Below are 16198 nucleotides of genomic sequence, written 5' to 3'. Positions count from 1 at the left end.
AAACCTGGCGCGACAGCGCCACGCCGGTGGTAATGGCGGGAATGGTGGGCAGCAACGTAGGCTGGAAAATCGCCCCTTATTTGCCGGTTCCCGCTCGTTTCTCCGCCATTGGCGAACAGTTAACGTCCGTTGGCGACAATATCTGGATTATTCCCGGTTTGTGCGTCTCTCGCGACGATAACCACAACGTGATGCGCGGCGAAGAGACGCAGCTGCTTGGCGCGCGCGCGCTTTCTCCTTCTTCTGTCTACGTCATGCCTGGAACGCACTGCAAGTGGGTTCAGGCTGACGCTGAGCAAATCCACGATTTTCGCACTGTGATGACCGGCGAGCTGCACCATTTGCTGCTCAACCATTCGCTGGTCGGGGCCGGTTTACCTGAGCAGGAAGCCTCGGCAGAGGCGTTTGCTGCCGGGATTGAGCGTGGGATCGCTTCTCCTGATGTTTTGCCGCACCTTTTTGAGGTTCGCGCCTCGCACGTGCTGGGAAATCTCCCGCGCGAGCAGGTCAGCGAGTTTCTCTCCGGCCTGCTGATTGGCGCAGAGGTCGCCAGCATGCGTGATTTCGTCGCGCACGAGCAGGCCATCACCATTGTCGCAGGCGCATCGCTGACGTCGCGCTACGAGCAGGCGTTCCGCGCCGTTGGGCGCGATGTTTCAATGCTATCCGGCGACACGGCATTTCAGGCAGGAATAAGGAGCATCGCTCATGCAGTGGCAAACTGATCTTCCCCTTATCGCAATTTTGCGCGGCATCACGCCCGATGAGGCGTTAGCCCACGTCGGCGCGGTTATTGACGCCGGGTTCGACGCGGTGGAAATCCCGCTTAACTCTCCCGAGTGGGAAAAAAGCATTCCGGCCGTGGTGAAGGCCTTTGGTGATAAGGCGCTGATTGGCGCAGGCACCGTGTTACAGCCTGAGCAGGTGGATCGGCTGGCGAAAATGGGCTGCAGGCTTATCGTCACGCCCAATATTCAGCCTGAGGTGATCCGCCGCGCGGTGGGGCACGGCATGACCGTCTGCCCGGGCTGCGCCACCGCCACGGAGGCCTTTACTGCTCTCGACGCAGGCGCACAGTCGCTCAAAATTTTCCCGTCATCGGCTTTTGGTCCGGACTACATCAAAGCGCTGAAAGCGGTATTGCCCGCCAGCGTGCCGGTCTTTGCCGTGGGCGGCGTAACACCAGAAAACCTGGGCCAGTGGATGAGTGCTGGCTGTGTGGGCGCAGGGCTGGGCAGCGATCTTTATCGTGCCGGACAGTCCGTTGAACGTACCGCACAGCAGGCGGCAGCATTTGTGAAAGCGTATCGAGAGGCAGTGAAATGAAAATAACCAAACTCACCACGTACCGTTTACCCCCGCGCTGGATGTTCCTGAAAATCGAAACCGATGAAGGGGTTGTGGGCTGGGGCGAACCGGTGATTGAAGGGCGGGCGCGTACCGTAGAAGCGGCGGTGCACGAGCTGGGTGAATACCTGATTGGTCAGGATCCGGCGCGCATTAACGACCTTTGGCAGGTGATGTACCGCGCGGGCTTCTACCGCGGGGGGCCGATCCTGATGAGCGCCATCGCCGGCATCGACCAGGCGCTGTGGGATATCAAAGGCAAAGTGCTGAACGCGCCGGTCTGGCAATTGATGGGCGGGCTGGTGCGCGACAAAATCAAAGCCTACAGCTGGGTCGGCGGTGACCGTCCTGCGGAAGTGATTGATGGCATCACGCAGCTGCGCAACATCGGCTTCGACACTTTCAAGCTCAACGGCTGCGAAGAGATGGGCATTATCGACAACTCGCGCGCGGTAGACCGGGCGGTGAACACCGTGGCGCAAATCCGTGAAGCCTTCGGCAACGAGATTGAGTTTGGCCTGGATTTCCACGGCCGAGTCAGCGCGCCGATGGCCAAAGTTCTGATCAAAGAGCTGGAGCCGTATCGTCCGCTGTTTATTGAAGAACCGGTGCTGGCCGAGCAGGCCGAGTACTACCCGAAACTGGCTGAACAGACCCATATTCCCATCGCGGCGGGCGAACGTATGTTCTCGCGCTTCGAGTTCAAACGCGTGCTTGAAGCGGGCGGCATTGCCATCCTGCAGCCGGACCTCTCTCACGCGGGCGGCATAACTGAATGCTACAAAATTGCCGGGATGGCAGAGGCTTACGATGTGGCATTGGCGCCGCACTGCCCGCTAGGCCCGATCGCGCTGGCTGCCTGTCTGCACGTTGATTTTATCTCCCGCAATGCGGTGTTCCAGGAACAGAGCATGGGGATTCACTATAACAAGGGCGCGGAACTGCTCGATTTTGTGAAAAATAAAGAAGACTTCTGCATGGAAGGCGGTTTCTTTAAACCGTTAACGAAGCCGGGCCTTGGCGTAGAAATTGACGAAGCCAAAGTCATTGAGCTGAGTAAAAATGCGCCAGACTGGCGTAACCCGCTGTGGCGTCATGAGGACGGCAGCGTAGCCGAATGGTAAATGCGCGTCATACTTCGCGCTGGTGATGCGTTGGCTGCGTTTTCTTACCCCGGTCACATACTTTTGTATGCTCCCGGGGATGCGAAAACTTGCCGCCTTCCCCCAGCACGAATTATTTAGCGCATTCTGTTTACGTTTTTAATTAAAAAAACCAAATACACCCTCTGTAAATTACAGGGCATGGTGAGCGGCTTCGCTATGCCCAAAATCTGGAGACAGATTGCGATGGATATTCCAGTTACCGCTACAAAAACCGGGCGTCGCCGCTACCTGACGCTGATTATGATCTTTATTACCGTGGTCATTTGCTATGTAGACCGCGCCAACCTTGCCGTGGCATCGGCCCATATCCAGGAAGAGTTTGGCATCACCAAAGCGGAAATGGGCTACGTCTTTTCGGCGTTTGCCTGGCTGTATACTTTATGTCAGATCCCGGGCGGCTGGTTCCTTGACCGCGTGGGTTCACGTCTGACCTATTTCATTGCCATTTTCGGCTGGTCAGTGGCGACCCTGTTCCAGGGCTTCGCGACCGGGCTGATGTCGCTGATTGGCCTGCGCGCCATCACCGGGGTGTTCGAAGCGCCCGCGTTTCCGACCAACAACCGTATGGTGACCAGCTGGTTCCCGGAACACGAGCGCGCTTCCGCCGTTGGCTTTTACACCTCCGGGCAGTTTGTCGGCCTGGCGTTCCTGACGCCGCTGCTGATCTGGATCCAGGAGCTGCTGAGCTGGCACTGGGTATTCATCGTCACGGGTGGGATTGGCATTATCTGGTCGCTGATCTGGTTCAAGGTTTACCAGCCGCCGCGTCTGACCAAAAGCATCACCAAAGCCGAGCTGGACTACATCCGCGACGGCGGTGGCCTGGTGGACGGCGATGCGCCGGTGAAAAAAGAGGCGCGCCAGCCGCTGACCAAAGCGGACTGGAAGCTGGTCTTCCATCGTAAGCTGGTGGGCGTTTATCTGGGCCAGTTCGCGGTAACCTCCACGCTGTGGTTCTTCCTTACCTGGTTCCCGAACTACCTGACCCAGGAGAAAGGCATCACGGCGCTGAAGGCGGGCTTTATGACCACCGTGCCGTTCCTCGCGGCGTTCTTCGGCGTGCTGCTCTCCGGCTGGCTGGCCGATAAGCTGGTGAAAAAGGGCTACTCGCTGGGCGTGGCGCGTAAAACGCCGATTATCTGCGGGTTGCTGATCTCCACCTGCATCATGGGCGCCAACTACACCAACGATCCGGTGTGGATTATGACCCTGATGGCGGTGGCGTTCTTCGGTAACGGTTTCGCCTCTATCACCTGGTCACTGGTCTCGTCCCTGGCGCCGATGCGGCTGATTGGCCTGACCGGCGGCGTGTTCAACTTTGTCGGCGGGCTGGGCGGGATCACCGTACCGCTGGTCATCGGCTACCTGGCGCAGGACTACGGCTTCGGCCCGGCGCTGGTCTATATTTCTGCCGTGGCGCTGATCGGAGCACTCTCCTACATCCTGCTGGTGGGTGATGTGAAACGAGTAGGCTAATCCCTGCGGATGTTTTACCCTGATGCACTCACCGTGCATCAGGGTATCCTCATGAAACAAATCACCTTCGCTTCCCGCAACCACCAGCTGACCAACATCAATACCTGGACGCCGGACAGCCAGTGGCTGGTCTACGACGTGCGCCCGTCCGGTGCGTCGTTTACCGGTGAAACCATCGAGCGGGTCAATGTCGCTACGGGTGAGGTAGAGGTGGTATATCGCGCCACTGACGGCGCGCATGTCGGCGTGGTGACCGTTCATCCTGCAGAAGAGAAATATGTCTTTATCCACGGCCCGAAAAACCCGGATGCGGACTGGCACTACGATTTTCATCATCGTCAGGGAGTGGTTGCACAAAACGGTCAGGTGAGCAACCTGGACGCGATGGATATCACCGCGCCTTACACCGCAGGCGCGCTGCGCGGCGGCAGCCACGTCCATGTCTTCAGCCCGAACGGGCGGCTCGTCAGCTTTACCTATAACGACCATGTTCTGCACGAACGCGATCCTAAACTCGATTTACGCAACGTCGGCGTGGCTGCGCCTTACGGCCCGGTGAACCCGCAGGGGAACCATCCCCGTGAATATTCGGGAACCTTCTGGAGCGTGCTGGTTAGCCGCACCACGCCCAACCCACGGCCGGGCAGCGATGAAATCAACCGCGCATACGAAGAGGGCTGGGTGGGCAACGACAGGCTGGCGTTTATCGGCGATACCCTCTCCGCGCAGGGCGAAAAAGTACCGGAACTGTTTATCGTAAATCTGCCGGAAGACGAGCAGGGCTGGAAGCGTGCGGGCGATGCGCCGCTACAGGGCACGACGGAGACCCTGCCAGCGCCGCCTGCGGGTGTGAAGCAGCGCCGTTTGACCTTTACGCATCAGAGGGCGTACCCGGGCCTGGTGAACATGCCGCGTCACTGGGTTCGCTGCAACCCGCAGGGGACACAGATTGCGTTTCTGATGCGGGATGATAACGGCATTGTGCAGCTGTGGCTGATCTCTTCTGAGGGAGGTGAGCCGCGCCAGTTGACGCGTACCGGGAGCGATATTCAGTCAGCATTTAACTGGCATCCTTCCGGCGATCGTCTGGGGTTTGTGCTCGAAAATCGGATCGCCTGCTGCGACGCACAGACCGGAGAGGTGACGTTTTTGACGTCCGATCACGGCAACCCGCCGTCTGCTGATGCGGTCGTTTTTTCCCCTGACGGGCGCGTTATTGCGTGGATGGAGGAGACAGCCGGTTTCCGTCAGCTTTGGGTAACGGAAACCGCGCAGTACTAGCGTGGAGGCATTTCAGCGGGCGGGATGACGGCGTTTGTCGCCAGATTTTCCTGCTCGCTTTTCTCTACCCGCGAGCGCACGGAGTTGTCCTTACGAAACATATCCCACGGCAGCAGAAGCGTATCCGCCACGGCCGTAAACGGCATATCCAGGATAACCAGGGATTTGGTGCCCCAGTTTGTATCGTCATCGGAGATCATCGCCGCGCTGGCGCGCGTCCCCGGATATGTTCCTTCTTTACCGCCGGTGTGAGACATCACGCTCGAACACCCGCAAAGTAAAACTACCCAGCTGAACGTCGTCAGCTTTATCAGAACATTTTTCATCATCACTCAGTCATCGTTAATGGCACTGCATAGACATGCAACTCAGGGTTATAGCGAGCCTTATCCAAAATGGATAGCCCTATAACCCCGCACTGTGGCAGCCATCGCAATTTAACCCTTTGTGCTGTTGTCCCAGTCTAAGCGAGATGCAGGAAAGTGCAAAAAAAAGTGCAGCTGTCGTTCTTGAAAAGCCCGATTGCAGACCCATTTTAAGAATGTGGCCCGATAACGAACTCGCCTGATGGGTGTTCGGGGGCGCAAAGGCCTGTCCATGGTGGAAGGCTACAATTTCTCGCTGATTTCAGGAGTTTTATTTATGCGTAACTTCGATCTTTCTCCGCTATACCGTTCTGCAATTGGTTTTGACCGCCTGTTTAACCATTTAGAAAATAACCAAAGCCAGAGCAACGGCTACCCTCCATACAATGTTGAGCTGGTTGACGAAAACCACTACCGCATCGCCATTGCCGTCGCCGGTTTTGCAGAAAACGAACTGGAGATCACCGCGCAGGACAACCTGCTGGTGGTGAAAGGTTCCCATACGGCCGAGCAGAAAGAACGTACCTACCTCTATCAGGGCATCGCCGAGCGCAACTTTGAACGCAAGTTCCAGTTAGCCGAGAACATTCACGTTAAAGGCGCGAACTTGGTCAACGGCCTGCTGTTTATCGAACTGGAACGTGTGATTCCGGAAGAGAAAAAACCGCGTCGTATCGAAATTAACTAATTACGCGGGTCGCGTGAGCGGCCCACACGAACTTGCTTGCCGTAACGGGAGCATATGCGAATCCATCAGGATTTGCAGGAACAACTGCGCACAAAATTAAACTGTGCCGAACTCGCTTCTCAGAAGGAGATTTAATATGCGTAACTATGATTTATCCCCCCTGCTGCGTCAGTGGATTGGTTTTGACAAACTGGCTAACGCCCTGCAAAGCACCACCGAGCAACAGACGTTTCCGCCGTACAACATCGAAAAGAGCGACGATAACCACTATCGCATTACCCTTGCGCTGGCCGGTTTCCGCCAGGACGATCTGGACATCCAGCTTGAAGGCACTCGCCTGACCGTGAAGGGGTCGCCGGAAAAACAAGAGACCGAGACCAAATGGCTGCATCAGGGGTTGGTTAATCAGCCGTTTAGCCTGAGCTTTACCCTGGCAGACCATATGGAAGTGTCCGGCGCAACGTTTACCAACGGTCTGCTGCATATCGACCTGATCCGCAACGTGCCGGAAGCCATCGCGCCGCAGCGTATCGCCATTAGCGAGCGGCCGGCGTTGAACAGTTAGCACTGTGCGGGCTGATGCCCTCACCCCGGCCCTCTTCCTGTGGGAGAGGGTGAAAAGATAAAGCCCTGCCCCGGCAGGGCTTTTTTGTGCGCCATCGCCCATACAACCGCCCCCGGCTCTGAGAGAATCCTTAGCATAACTAAGGTTATGATAAGGAAGTGGGTCATGAGTGATATCGCGTTAACCGTCAGCGTGTTGGCCCTGGTCGCTGTTGTTGGCCTGTGGATAGGTAATATCAAAATCCGTGGCGTCGGGTTTGGGATAGGCGGGGTACTGTTTGGCGGCATTTTTGTCGGGCACTTCGCCGACAAGCTCGGGCTGGTCCTCAGCGCCGAAATGCTCCACTTTACTCAGGAGTTCGGCCTGATCCTCTTCGTTTATACCATCGGTATTCAGGTGGGACCGGGCTTTTTCGCCTCACTTCGGGTTTCCGGTTTACGGCTCAACCTGTTTGCCCTCGGCATTGTGGTAATGGGCGGGCTGGTCACCGCAATTCTGCACAAAATCTTCGATATCCCGCTCCCCGTGGTGCTGGGCATTTTCTCCGGGGCGGTCACCAACACGCCTGCGCTCGGCGCCGGGCAGCAAATCCTTCGCGATTTGGGTATCGAACCCGGCATTGTCGACCAGATGGGGATGAGCTACGCCATGGCCTATCCGTTTGGCATTTGCGGCATTCTGCTTTCCATGTGGCTGGTCCGCGTCCTGTTTCGCATTAACGTCGACAAAGAGGCGAAGGACCACGAAACCACGCTCACCAACGGCCATATGCCGATCAAAACCATCAACATTCGGGTCGATAACCCCAACCTGAACAATATGGCGATTCAGGACGTGCCGATCCTCAACAGCGCCAACATCATCTGCTCCCGCCTCAAGCGTGACGATATGCTGATGGTGCCTGCCCCCGGCACCGTCATTCAGCAGGGCGATCTGCTGCACCTGGTCGGCCAGCCCGGAGATTTAAACAACGCGCGGCTGGTGATTGGTCAGGAAGTGGATACCTCGCTCTCAACCCGCGGCACCGATATGCGCGTGGAACGCGTTGTGGTGACTAACGAACACGTTCTTGGCAAGAAAATACGCGATCTGCAGGTAAAGGAGCGCTATGACGTGGTGATCTCTCGCCTTAACCGTGCGGGTGTTGAACTGGTCGCCAGCCCGGAAGCCAGCCTGCAGTTCGGGGATATCCTCAACCTGGTCGGGCGCCCGTCGTCCATCGACGCCGTGGCGGATATGGTGGGTAACGCCCAGCAAAAGCTGCAGCAGGTGCAGATGCTGCCTGTGTTTATCGGTATTGGACTCGGCGTGCTGCTCGGCTCCATTCCGGTGTACGTGCCGGGCTTCCCGGTGGCGCTCAAGCTGGGCCTGGCAGGCGGGCCGCTGATTATGGCGCTGATCCTCGGGCGTATCGGCTGTATCGGGAAGCTTTACTGGTTTATGCCACCGAGCGCCAACCTGGCGCTGCGCGAGCTGGGTATCGTGCTGTTCCTGGCGGTGGTCGGGCTGAAGTCCGGCGGGGATTTTGTCGATACCCTGGTCAAGGGCGAAGGGATGAGCTGGGTAGGCTACGGCATCTTTATCACGGCGATCCCGCTGCTGACGGTGGGAATACTGGCGCGGATGTTCGCCAAAATGAACTACCTGACGCTGTGCGGGATGCTGGCGGGCTCCATGACCGATCCACCCGCGCTGGCCTTTGCCAACAACCTGCACGCCACCAGCGGTGCGGCTGCGCTCTCCTATGCCACCGTCTATCCGCTGGTGATGTTCCTGCGCATCATCACCCCGCAGCTACTGGCGGTGCTGTTCTGGGGGATGAGCTAGTAAATCTTCCGGTGGATGCGCCGCAGATGGTAGTCCACCTGGTAATCACTGGTATTTCGGAACATCACGGAATAATTGAGGAACTCGCCGCTGTCGCTGTAGGAGAGAGACGTAATGCGCAGCAGCGGCGTCTGTTCCGGCAGGTTCATATAACCGGCCAGCGTTTTATCTGCCAGCACCGGCGTCAGGCTCTCGTAGTTGCCGCTGATGGTGATCCCGCACTCCTTCTCTATGTAATCAAACTTAGACCCCTCAAGATGCGCCAGCGAAAGGTTGCGGAACAACTTCACCGGCATAAAGCTGTCCTCCAGCATCAGCGGCTTCCCGTCCACGTAGCGCACACGCCGTGAAAAGTAGATCCGCTCATCCACCTGAATTCGCAGCTGGCTGGCGATGGCGGGCGGGGCGGGCATCACTTCAAACTGTAAGACCTTACTCTGCACCTCTTTTCCCTGCTGCCGCAGCACCTCCACCAGTCCGGTCAGGTTGGTGGTTTCGTGGTGAACGTCTTTGCGCGAGACAAAGGTTCCGCTGCCGTGCCGCCGCTCAACCAGCCCCCAGCTCACAAGTAGATCCAGCGCCTTGCGGATGGTCATTCGCGCCACGCCGAACTCCTGCGCCAGCGCCTTTTCGCCGGGCAGCGGGCTGCCGATGTTGTAGTCCGACGAATTCAGCCGCAGCCGCAATCTGTCAGCAATAGATTTGTAGATCACCAGTAGACCTCTCTGCCCTTATCAGGGCGTGGATTGTGTCCTGACATGTCCATATTTATGCCAAAAAGTAGACCTGATTGGTCAAAATAAAACCATGAATGCGATCACGAATCGCAGCGGCACGCCATGTTCGCGCATCAGTAAGTTCTTATGCTCACCTCAGGCCAGCAAAAAACCATAAAGGCCTCTACCCCTACAGGTTGTTTCATGAGGATTTAAAAATGCTCAGTCAAATACAACGTTTTGGCGGTGCCATGTTTACCCCGGTGTTGCTGTTTCCGTTCGCCGGGATCGTGGTGGGAATCGCCATCATGCTTCGCAACCCGCTGTTTGTTGGCGAAGCCTTAACGGCCCCCGATCATCTTTTCGCGCAGATTGTTCACATCATTGAAGAGGGCGGCTGGGCGGTGTTTCGCAATATGCCGCTGATTTTTGCCGTTGGCTTACCGATTGGCCTGGCGAAGCAGGCGCAGGGCCGCGCCTGTCTGGCGGTGCTGATTAGCTTCCTGACCTGGAACTACTTCATTAACGCGATGGGGATGACCTGGGGCCACTTCTTCGGCGTCGACTTTTCCGCCGAACCGACGGCGGGAAGCGGGCTGGCGATGATTGCCGGCATCAAAACGCTCGATACCAGCATCATCGGCGCCATTGTGATCTCAGGCATCGTCACCGCCATCCACAACCGCTACTTCGACAAGCCGCTGCCGGTCTTTCTGGGGATTTTCCAGGGCAGCTCGTTTGTCGTTATCCTCGCGTTCTTCGTCATGATCCCCTTCGCCTGGCTGACGCTGCTAGGCTGGCCAAAAGTGCAGATGGGCATTGAGTCCCTGCAGGCGTTCCTGCGCTCTGCCGGGGCGCTGGGCGTGTGGGTGTATACCTTCCTGGAACGTATTCTGATCCCAACCGGATTGCACCACTTCGTCTACGGTCCGTTCATCTTCGGCCCGGCGGCGGTTGAGGGTGGGATTCAGGTCTACTGGGCGCAGCATCTGCAGGAATTCAGCCAGAGCACCCTGCCGCTGAAAACCCTCTTCCCGGAAGGCGGGTTCGCGCTGCACGGCAACTCAAAAGTGTTCGGTTCGGTCGGGATTGCGCTGGCGATCTGGTACACCGCGTCGCCGGAAAACCGCGTCAAGGTGGCGGGGCTGCTGGTGCCGGCCACGCTCACCGCCGTGCTGGTGGGCATCACTGAACCGCTCGAGTTCACCTTCCTGTTTATCTCGCCGCTTCTGTTTGCCGTGCACGCGGTACTGGCGGCGACTATGGCAACGGTGATGTACGCCTTCGGCGTGGTCGGGAACATGGGCGGCGGCCTGCTGGACCAGTTCCTGCCGCAAAACTGGATCCCAATGTTCCACAACCACGCCTCGACGGTATTCACCCAGATTGGCATCGGCGTCTGCTTCACCGGCATCTACTTCGCGGTCTTCAAAACGCTGATCGAACGTCTGAACCTGAAAACGCCGGGCCGGGAAGAGAGCGAAATCAAACTCTACAGCAAGGCCGACTATAAGGCAGCGCGGGGGCAAACCACCGCCCCGGCCGCGGCCAGCCAGCAGGTAGGGCAGGCCGCCGGATTCCTGCAGGCGCTCGGCGGGGCGGCCAATATCGAAAGCATCAACAACTGCGCCACCCGCTTGCGCATTGCGCTGGTGGATATGGCGAAAACCCAAAGCGATGACGTCTTCAAAGCCCTCGGCGCCCACGGCGTGGTGCGACGCGGCAACGGCATTCAGGTGATTGTCGGCCTGCACGTTCCTCAGGTGCGCGACCAGCTGGAATCGCTGATGAAAACTCCTTTAACGAATGAACAAACCACCCTGACAGAGGCTATATCATGAAAAAATTCTCAGTTGTTATTGCAGGCGGCGGCAGCACCTTTACGCCTGGTATCGTCCTGATGCTGTTAGCCAACCGTGACCGCTTCCCGCTGCGCGCCCTGAAGTTTTATGACAACGACGGCGCGCGTCAGGAGACCATCGCCGAAGCATGCAAAATCATCCTCAGGGAGCAGGCACCCGAGATTGAATTCAGCTATACCACCGATCCTAAAGCGGCGTTTAGCGATGTGGATTTCGTGATGGCGCATATCCGCGTGGGCAAATACCCGATGCGTGAAAAAGATGAAAAAATCCCGCTGCGACACGGCGTGCTGGGCCAGGAAACCTGCGGGCCGGGCGGGATTTCCTACGGCATGCGCTCTATCGGCGGCGTGCTGGAGCTGGTGGATTATATGGAGCAGTACTCCCCGAACGCGTGGATGCTGAACTACTCCAACCCGGCGGCGATTGTTGCGGAAGCCACGCGTCGCCTGCGCCCGAACGCCAAAATCCTCAACATCTGCGATATGCCGATCGGCATTGAAGGGCGCATGGCGCAGATTGTCGGCCTGAAAAACCGCAAAGAGATGCGCGTGCGCTACTACGGCCTGAACCACTTCGGCTGGTGGACGTCGATTGAAGATCTCAACGGCAACGATCTGATGCCGAAACTGCGCGAATACGTGGCTAAAAACGGCTATGTGCCGCCTTCGGAAGATGCGCATACAGAAGCGAGCTGGAACGATACCTTTGCCAAAGCCAGAGACGTGCAGGCGCTGGATCCGGACACCATGCCGAACACCTACCTGAAGTATTATCTGTTCCCGGACTACGTGGTCGCGCACTCGAACCCGGAGCGTACCCGCGCCAATGAAGTGATGGATCACCGTGAGAAGCATGTGTTCAGCGCCTGCCGGGCGATTATCGAAGCTGGTCACTCCGCCGCCGGTGAGCTGGAAATCGACGAACATGCGTCGTACATCGTCGATCTGGCGACGGCGATTGCCTTCAACACCCAGGAAAGGATGCTGCTGATTGTGCCTAACAACGGGGCTATCCATAACTTTGATGCCGACGCGATGGTGGAGATCCCGTGCCTGGTAGGCCATAACGGGCCGGAGCCGCTCACGGTGGGCGATATTCCACACTTCCAGAAAGGGCTGATGAGCCAGCAGGTGGCGGTGGAAAAACTGGTGGTGGATGCCTGGGAGCAGCGCTCGTACCAGAAACTCTGGCAGGCGATCACCCTGTCGAAAACCGTTCCGAGCGCGTCCGTCGCGAAAGCGATTCTGGATGACCTGATCGCGGCCAATAAGGACTACTGGCCAGAGCTGCACTAATCGTCCTGACCGGCATCGCCCGATGCCGGTCTCCTTGTCCTTGTCGATTTACGCTATGCTGAAGCCTGCCCGTAGTACGACAAGGAACCCTCATGAAAATTTCCCGCCTCGGCGAAGCGCCGGACTACCGCTTCTCTCTGGCTAATGAACGCACTTTTTTAGCGTGGATCCGCACCGCGCTGGGCTTTCTTGCCGCAGGGGTGGGTCTCGATCAGCTCGCGCCCGATTTCGCCACGCCGCTGATTCGCGAAGTGCTGGCGCTGCTGCTGTGCCTGTTTGCGGGCGTGCTGGCGATTTACGGCTACCTGCGCTGGCTGCGCAATGAGAAGGCGATGCGTCTGAAGCAGGATCTGCCCTATACGCGCGGGCTGCTGATTATCAGCACGATTCTGCTGACGGTGGCGGGCGTGGTGATGGTACTGGTGTTCTATGGCGGATAGCCGCAAAGCGCGGCGCGAAGCGGACCCCGGCCTGCAGCCGGAGCGGACGTCGCTCGCCTGGCTGCGCACGCTGCTGGGGTATGGCGCTTTGATTGCCCTGGCGATCAAGCACAACTGGCACCGCACCGGGGTGCCCTTCTGGATTTCTATTGTCGTGCTGGTGCTGGTGGCCATTATTTTATGGCGCTATACCCGCAGCCGTAACCTGATGGACGTGGCGCAGAACGATTTTGTACAGCCGAAAGCGGTTCGGGATAAGTTCCTGATCGCGCTCGCTGTTCTCTCGCTGTCGCTGCTGTTTGCGGTAACCCATATTCAGCAAATTTTGAGCCTGTAAACCCGGTGGCGGCTACGCCTTACCGGGCCTACGATTAACGGCCTTTTGCTAAATACTTCGCCATCTCGTCTTCCGGCACCATTCCGCCGCCGGTTGCCCACACCAGGTGGGTAACGTTGGTATGCGAATGAACGCGCACCGACCCGGCCATGCCCGCCAGCGCCGACGGCTCCAGGCGAATGCCTTCCTCCTGCGCCAGCCAGCCGAGCATGTCGTACATGCTCTGATCGGAAAGCGTATAGAACCCGTCGAGAAGGCGCTCCATCGCGCGGCCCACGAAGCCGGAGGCGCGTCCTACCGCCAGACCGTCCGCCGCCGTCACGTTATCAATGCCCAGATCCTGCACCGCGATCTCATCGTGCAGGCCGGTGTAGACGCCGAGCAGCATGCACGGGGAGTGCGTTGGCTCCGCGAAGAAGCAGTGGACGTTATCGCCAAAGGCCAGCTTCAGGCCAAACGCCACGCCGCCGGGGCCGCCGCCGACGCCGCACGGCAGATAGACGAACAGCGGATGATCCGCATCCACCACGCGGCCCTGTGCGGCAAACTGCGCCTTCAGTCGCTCGCCTGCCACCGCGTAGCCCAGGAACAGGGTGCGGGAGTTTTCATCGTCAATGAAGAAACAGTTCGGATCGCTTTCTGCCGCCTTGCGTCCCTGCTCCACCGCCACGCCGTAGTCCTGCTCATATTCCACGACGATAACGCCGTGGCTGCGCAGTTTGGCTTTCTTCCATTCGCGGGCGTCGGCGGACATATGCACCGTCACCTTAAAGCCGATGCGGGCGCTCATAATGCCGATGGACATCCCAAGGTTGCCGGTTGAGCCTACCGCAATGCTGTACTGGCTGAAGAAGTCCTTAAAGCGCGGCTCCAGCAGAATGCTGTAGTCGTCGTCGATGCTCAGCAACCCGGCTTCCAGCGCCAGTTTTTCCGCATGGGTCAGCACCTCATAGATGCCGCCGCGCGCTTTAATCGAGCCGGAAATCGGCAGATGGCTGTCTTTTTTCAGCAGCAGCGTGCCGGAAATAGGCTTACCAGATTCTTTCTCCAGCCGCTTTTGCATCGCCGGGATTGCAACCAGTTCGGATTCGATAATCCCGCCCGTTGCCGCCGTTTCCGGGAAGGCTTTCGCCAGGTACGGCGCGAAGCGGTTGAGGCGCGCGTGCGCGTCGTCCACGTCGGCTTTGGTCAGCCCGACGTACGGCAACCCTTCTGCAAGCGTCGTGGTGCGCGGGTTAAGCCAGGTGGTTTCTTTCAGGGCAATCAGATCCTCAACCAGAGGAAACTGTGCGGTTAAAGTAGTGATAGTTGCGTTTTCCATAATACGTCTCTTCGCGCTCAGATAATGAAGGAAAGCAGGAATGTGCCGCCAAGTGCAAGCACCGATGCGATAAACGTCGCCGTCGTATAGTATTTGAAGGTCTCGTTCAGGGTCGCGCCGCAGTATTGCTTCACCAGCCAGAAGAGGGAATCGGTCACGATCGTGCAGCCAATGGCGCCGGAACCGATGGCAATGGTGATGATCTCCGGGCTCACGTTCGGGTAGAGCGGCAGCATCGGCGCGACTATCGCCGTGGCGCCCATCATCGCCACCGTCGCGGAGCCGACGGCGGCATGCAGCACCAGCGCCACCAGCCAGGCGAGCAGGATAGGGTGCATCTGCAGGTTCGAGAGAATATGCGCCAGCGAGTCCGCCAGTCCGCTGGTTTTCAGGATGGCGTTAAACGCGCCGCCCGCGCCGATAATCAGCAAAATGTTGGCGATAGAGCCGAAGCCGTGCTCGGTATGCGTCAGCATCGTGCCCATGCCCATATGCTGGCGTATCCCCAGCAGGTAGTAGGCGACAAACACGGCGATAAACATCGCGGTGATCGGGTTGCCGATAAACTCCAGGAGCGTATACAGCGTGCCTTCTTTTGCCATATTCAGCTCGGCGATGGTTTTCACCAGCATCAGGGCAATCGGCAGCAGCACCGTGAACAGCGTGGCGCCCAGCGACGGCAGGGTGTGCTCTTCCCGCACCTTCAGGTCTGAAAATTCCGCCGGAACCGGTTTAAACGGCAGACGATTGCCGAGCAGTTTCAGGAACAGCGGGCCGCCGACCAGCGAGGCCATCAGGCCCACCATCAAACCGTAGACAATGACCGTTCCGACGTCCGCGCCTAATTTATTGGTCACAAACAGCGCGGCCGGATGCGGCGGCACCACGCAGTGCACCGCCATCAGCGCGGTACAGAGCGGAATGGCCAGCTTGAGCAGCGACGTGTTGGTCTTTTTGGCGATGGAAAACGCCAGCGGGATCAGCAGTACCACGCCCACTTCCACAAACAGCGTAATGCCGCAGATAAGGCCTACCAGCACCATAATCACGTCCGCCGACAGCCAGCGGCAGCGCTGCAGTGCGATCCCGATGCGCTCTGCCGCGCCCGAGACTTCCATCATCTTGCCGAGAATGGTGCCCAGACCAATCACCGCCGCCAGGAAGCCCAGCGTACCGCCAATTCCGCTCTCGATGGCGTTCACCATATCCAGCGGGCTCATCCCCATCATCGCGCCGACGAAAAAGCTCGCCAGCAGCAGCGCGAGGAACGGGTGAAACTTCAGCTTAACGATGGTTAAAACAATCAACACAATGCTGACCAGCAGCGTTGCCACAACCCAGACCTGAGATCCCATATCTCACCTCACCCTTATGTCATCTGTGGGTATTGGACGAAAAAACGGCGTGGGCTGACAAACGATATAAATTGGCGTTCAGGTGAGCCAGATTGGATCAACTGAGTGACTGCGCTCTAAAAAGCGCACTTAATTCGTATTAGGTTCACATAAA

Annotated in this window: 15 protein-coding genes, 1 pseudogene and 1 other annotated feature; of the genes and pseudogenes, 12 read left to right on the top strand and 4 right to left on the bottom strand. The window is 58.1% G+C overall.

Translation table 11 applies throughout. From position 1 onward, the window contains the following. From DEO48_RS18515 to DEO48_RS18495, 5 genes are all read left to right on the top strand, one after another. Nucleotides 1-725, top strand: a 725-nt coding sequence (locus tag DEO48_RS18515; protein WP_109845945.1) for a 2-dehydro-3-deoxygalactonokinase, incomplete at its 5' end; no start/stop codon positions are given. Beyond that, nucleotides 709-1326, top strand: coding sequence for a 2-dehydro-3-deoxy-6-phosphogalactonate aldolase (locus DEO48_RS18510; RefSeq protein WP_109845944.1), 618 nt, complete (start codon nucleotides 709-711; stop codon nucleotides 1324-1326). The genes DEO48_RS18515 and DEO48_RS18510, both read left to right, overlap by 17 nt. Next, entirely contained in the window at nucleotides 1323-2471 is a 1149-nt protein-coding gene (gene dgoD / locus DEO48_RS18505) for a galactonate dehydratase (protein WP_059347377.1), read from the top strand. Before DEO48_RS18510 ends, dgoD begins: the two co-directional genes overlap by 4 nt. A 180-nt stretch (nucleotides 2472-2651) precedes the next feature. Next, on the top strand, nucleotides 2652-3989 hold the full coding sequence (locus DEO48_RS18500) for an MFS transporter (protein WP_109845943.1): 1338 nt from the start codon (nucleotides 2652-2654) through the stop codon (nucleotides 3987-3989). A gap of 51 nt (nucleotides 3990-4040) precedes the next feature. Further along, on the top strand, nucleotides 4041-5270 hold the full coding sequence (locus DEO48_RS18495; RefSeq protein WP_181367029.1) for a DUF3748 domain-containing protein: 1230 nt from the start codon (nucleotides 4041-4043) through the stop codon (nucleotides 5268-5270). Here the strand turns inward: DEO48_RS18495 and DEO48_RS18490 are convergent. Continuing rightward, complete coding sequence (locus DEO48_RS18490) at nucleotides 5267-5599, bottom strand: YceK/YidQ family lipoprotein (RefSeq protein WP_109845941.1); 333 nt, start codon at nucleotides 5597-5599, stop codon at nucleotides 5267-5269. The genes DEO48_RS18495 and DEO48_RS18490 overlap by 4 nt on opposite strands. Nucleotides 5600-5847: 248 nt before the next feature. After that, nucleotides 5848-5919, top strand: a sequence feature (ROSE (Repression Of Heat Shock gene Expression) occurs in the 5'-region of heat shock genes and acts as an RNA thermometer to modulate expression.). Between DEO48_RS18490 and ibpA the strand changes: the two genes are divergently transcribed. From ibpA to DEO48_RS18475, 3 genes are all read left to right on the top strand, one after another. Then, on the top strand, nucleotides 5913-6323 hold the full coding sequence (gene ibpA, locus DEO48_RS18485; RefSeq protein WP_008500162.1) for a small heat shock chaperone IbpA: 411 nt from the start codon (nucleotides 5913-5915) through the stop codon (nucleotides 6321-6323). It overlaps the preceding feature by 7 nt. A gap of 136 nt (nucleotides 6324-6459) precedes the next feature. Continuing rightward, nucleotides 6460-6888: a small heat shock chaperone IbpB gene (gene ibpB / locus DEO48_RS18480; RefSeq protein WP_023309816.1), complete on the top strand. Its 429-nt coding sequence runs from the start codon at nucleotides 6460-6462 to the stop codon at nucleotides 6886-6888. 165 nt (nucleotides 6889-7053) lie between these two features. Continuing rightward, nucleotides 7054-8715 carry a putative transporter gene (locus tag DEO48_RS18475; RefSeq protein ID WP_032662051.1) on the top strand — a complete coding sequence of 554 codons (1662 nt, stop codon included), beginning with the start codon at nucleotides 7054-7056 and terminating at the stop codon, nucleotides 8713-8715. On the opposite strand, the pseudogene DEO48_RS18470 reads toward DEO48_RS18475, so the two are convergent. After that, nucleotides 8683-9428 (bottom strand): annotated as a pseudogene (locus tag DEO48_RS18470) (GntR family transcriptional regulator). The gene DEO48_RS18475 and the pseudogene DEO48_RS18470 overlap by 33 nt on opposite strands. A 221-nt stretch (nucleotides 9429-9649) precedes the next feature. Between DEO48_RS18470 and DEO48_RS18465 the strand changes: the two are divergent. The 4 genes from DEO48_RS18465 (at nucleotide 9650) to DEO48_RS18450 (ending at nucleotide 13368) form a co-directional block, all read left to right on the top strand. Further along, on the top strand, nucleotides 9650-11272 hold the full coding sequence (locus tag DEO48_RS18465; RefSeq protein ID WP_109845939.1) for an alpha-glucoside-specific PTS transporter subunit IIBC: 1623 nt from the start codon (nucleotides 9650-9652) through the stop codon (nucleotides 11270-11272). Continuing rightward, complete coding sequence (locus DEO48_RS18460; RefSeq protein ID WP_109845938.1) at nucleotides 11269-12591, top strand: 6-phospho-alpha-glucosidase; 1323 nt, start codon at nucleotides 11269-11271, stop codon at nucleotides 12589-12591. Before DEO48_RS18465 ends, DEO48_RS18460 begins: the two co-directional genes overlap by 4 nt. Before the next feature lie 92 nt (nucleotides 12592-12683). Beyond that, nucleotides 12684-13031: a YidH family protein gene (locus tag DEO48_RS18455; protein WP_023309821.1), complete on the top strand. Its 348-nt coding sequence runs from the start codon at nucleotides 12684-12686 to the stop codon at nucleotides 13029-13031. Continuing rightward, the gene (locus DEO48_RS18450) at nucleotides 13021-13368 is read left to right on the top strand and encodes a DUF202 domain-containing protein (RefSeq protein WP_109845937.1); all 348 of its coding nucleotides are present in this window, start codon (nucleotides 13021-13023) and stop codon (nucleotides 13366-13368) included. The genes DEO48_RS18455 and DEO48_RS18450 overlap by 11 nt, the downstream gene beginning before the upstream one ends. Nucleotides 13369-13402: 34 nt before the next feature. Here the strand turns inward: DEO48_RS18450 and dsdA are convergent, their stop codons facing one another. Continuing rightward, complete coding sequence (gene dsdA, locus DEO48_RS18445; RefSeq protein ID WP_109845936.1) at nucleotides 13403-14689, bottom strand: D-serine ammonia-lyase; 1287 nt, start codon at nucleotides 14687-14689, stop codon at nucleotides 13403-13405. Nucleotides 14690-14706: 17 nt separating this feature from the next. Then, on the bottom strand, nucleotides 14707-16044 hold the full coding sequence (gene dsdX, locus DEO48_RS18440; RefSeq protein WP_109845935.1) for a D-serine transporter DsdX: 1338 nt from the start codon (nucleotides 16042-16044) through the stop codon (nucleotides 14707-14709). Nucleotides 16045-16198: the final 154 nt, after the last annotated feature.

The organism is Enterobacter sp. CGMCC 5087 (assembly GCF_003144775.1).
Classification (GTDB): Bacteria; Pseudomonadota; Gammaproteobacteria; order Enterobacterales; family Enterobacteriaceae; genus Enterobacter; species Enterobacter cloacae_M.
The sequence above is the reverse complement of the archived record's forward strand: the minus strand, read 5'-3'. Positions and strand labels throughout refer to the sequence as shown.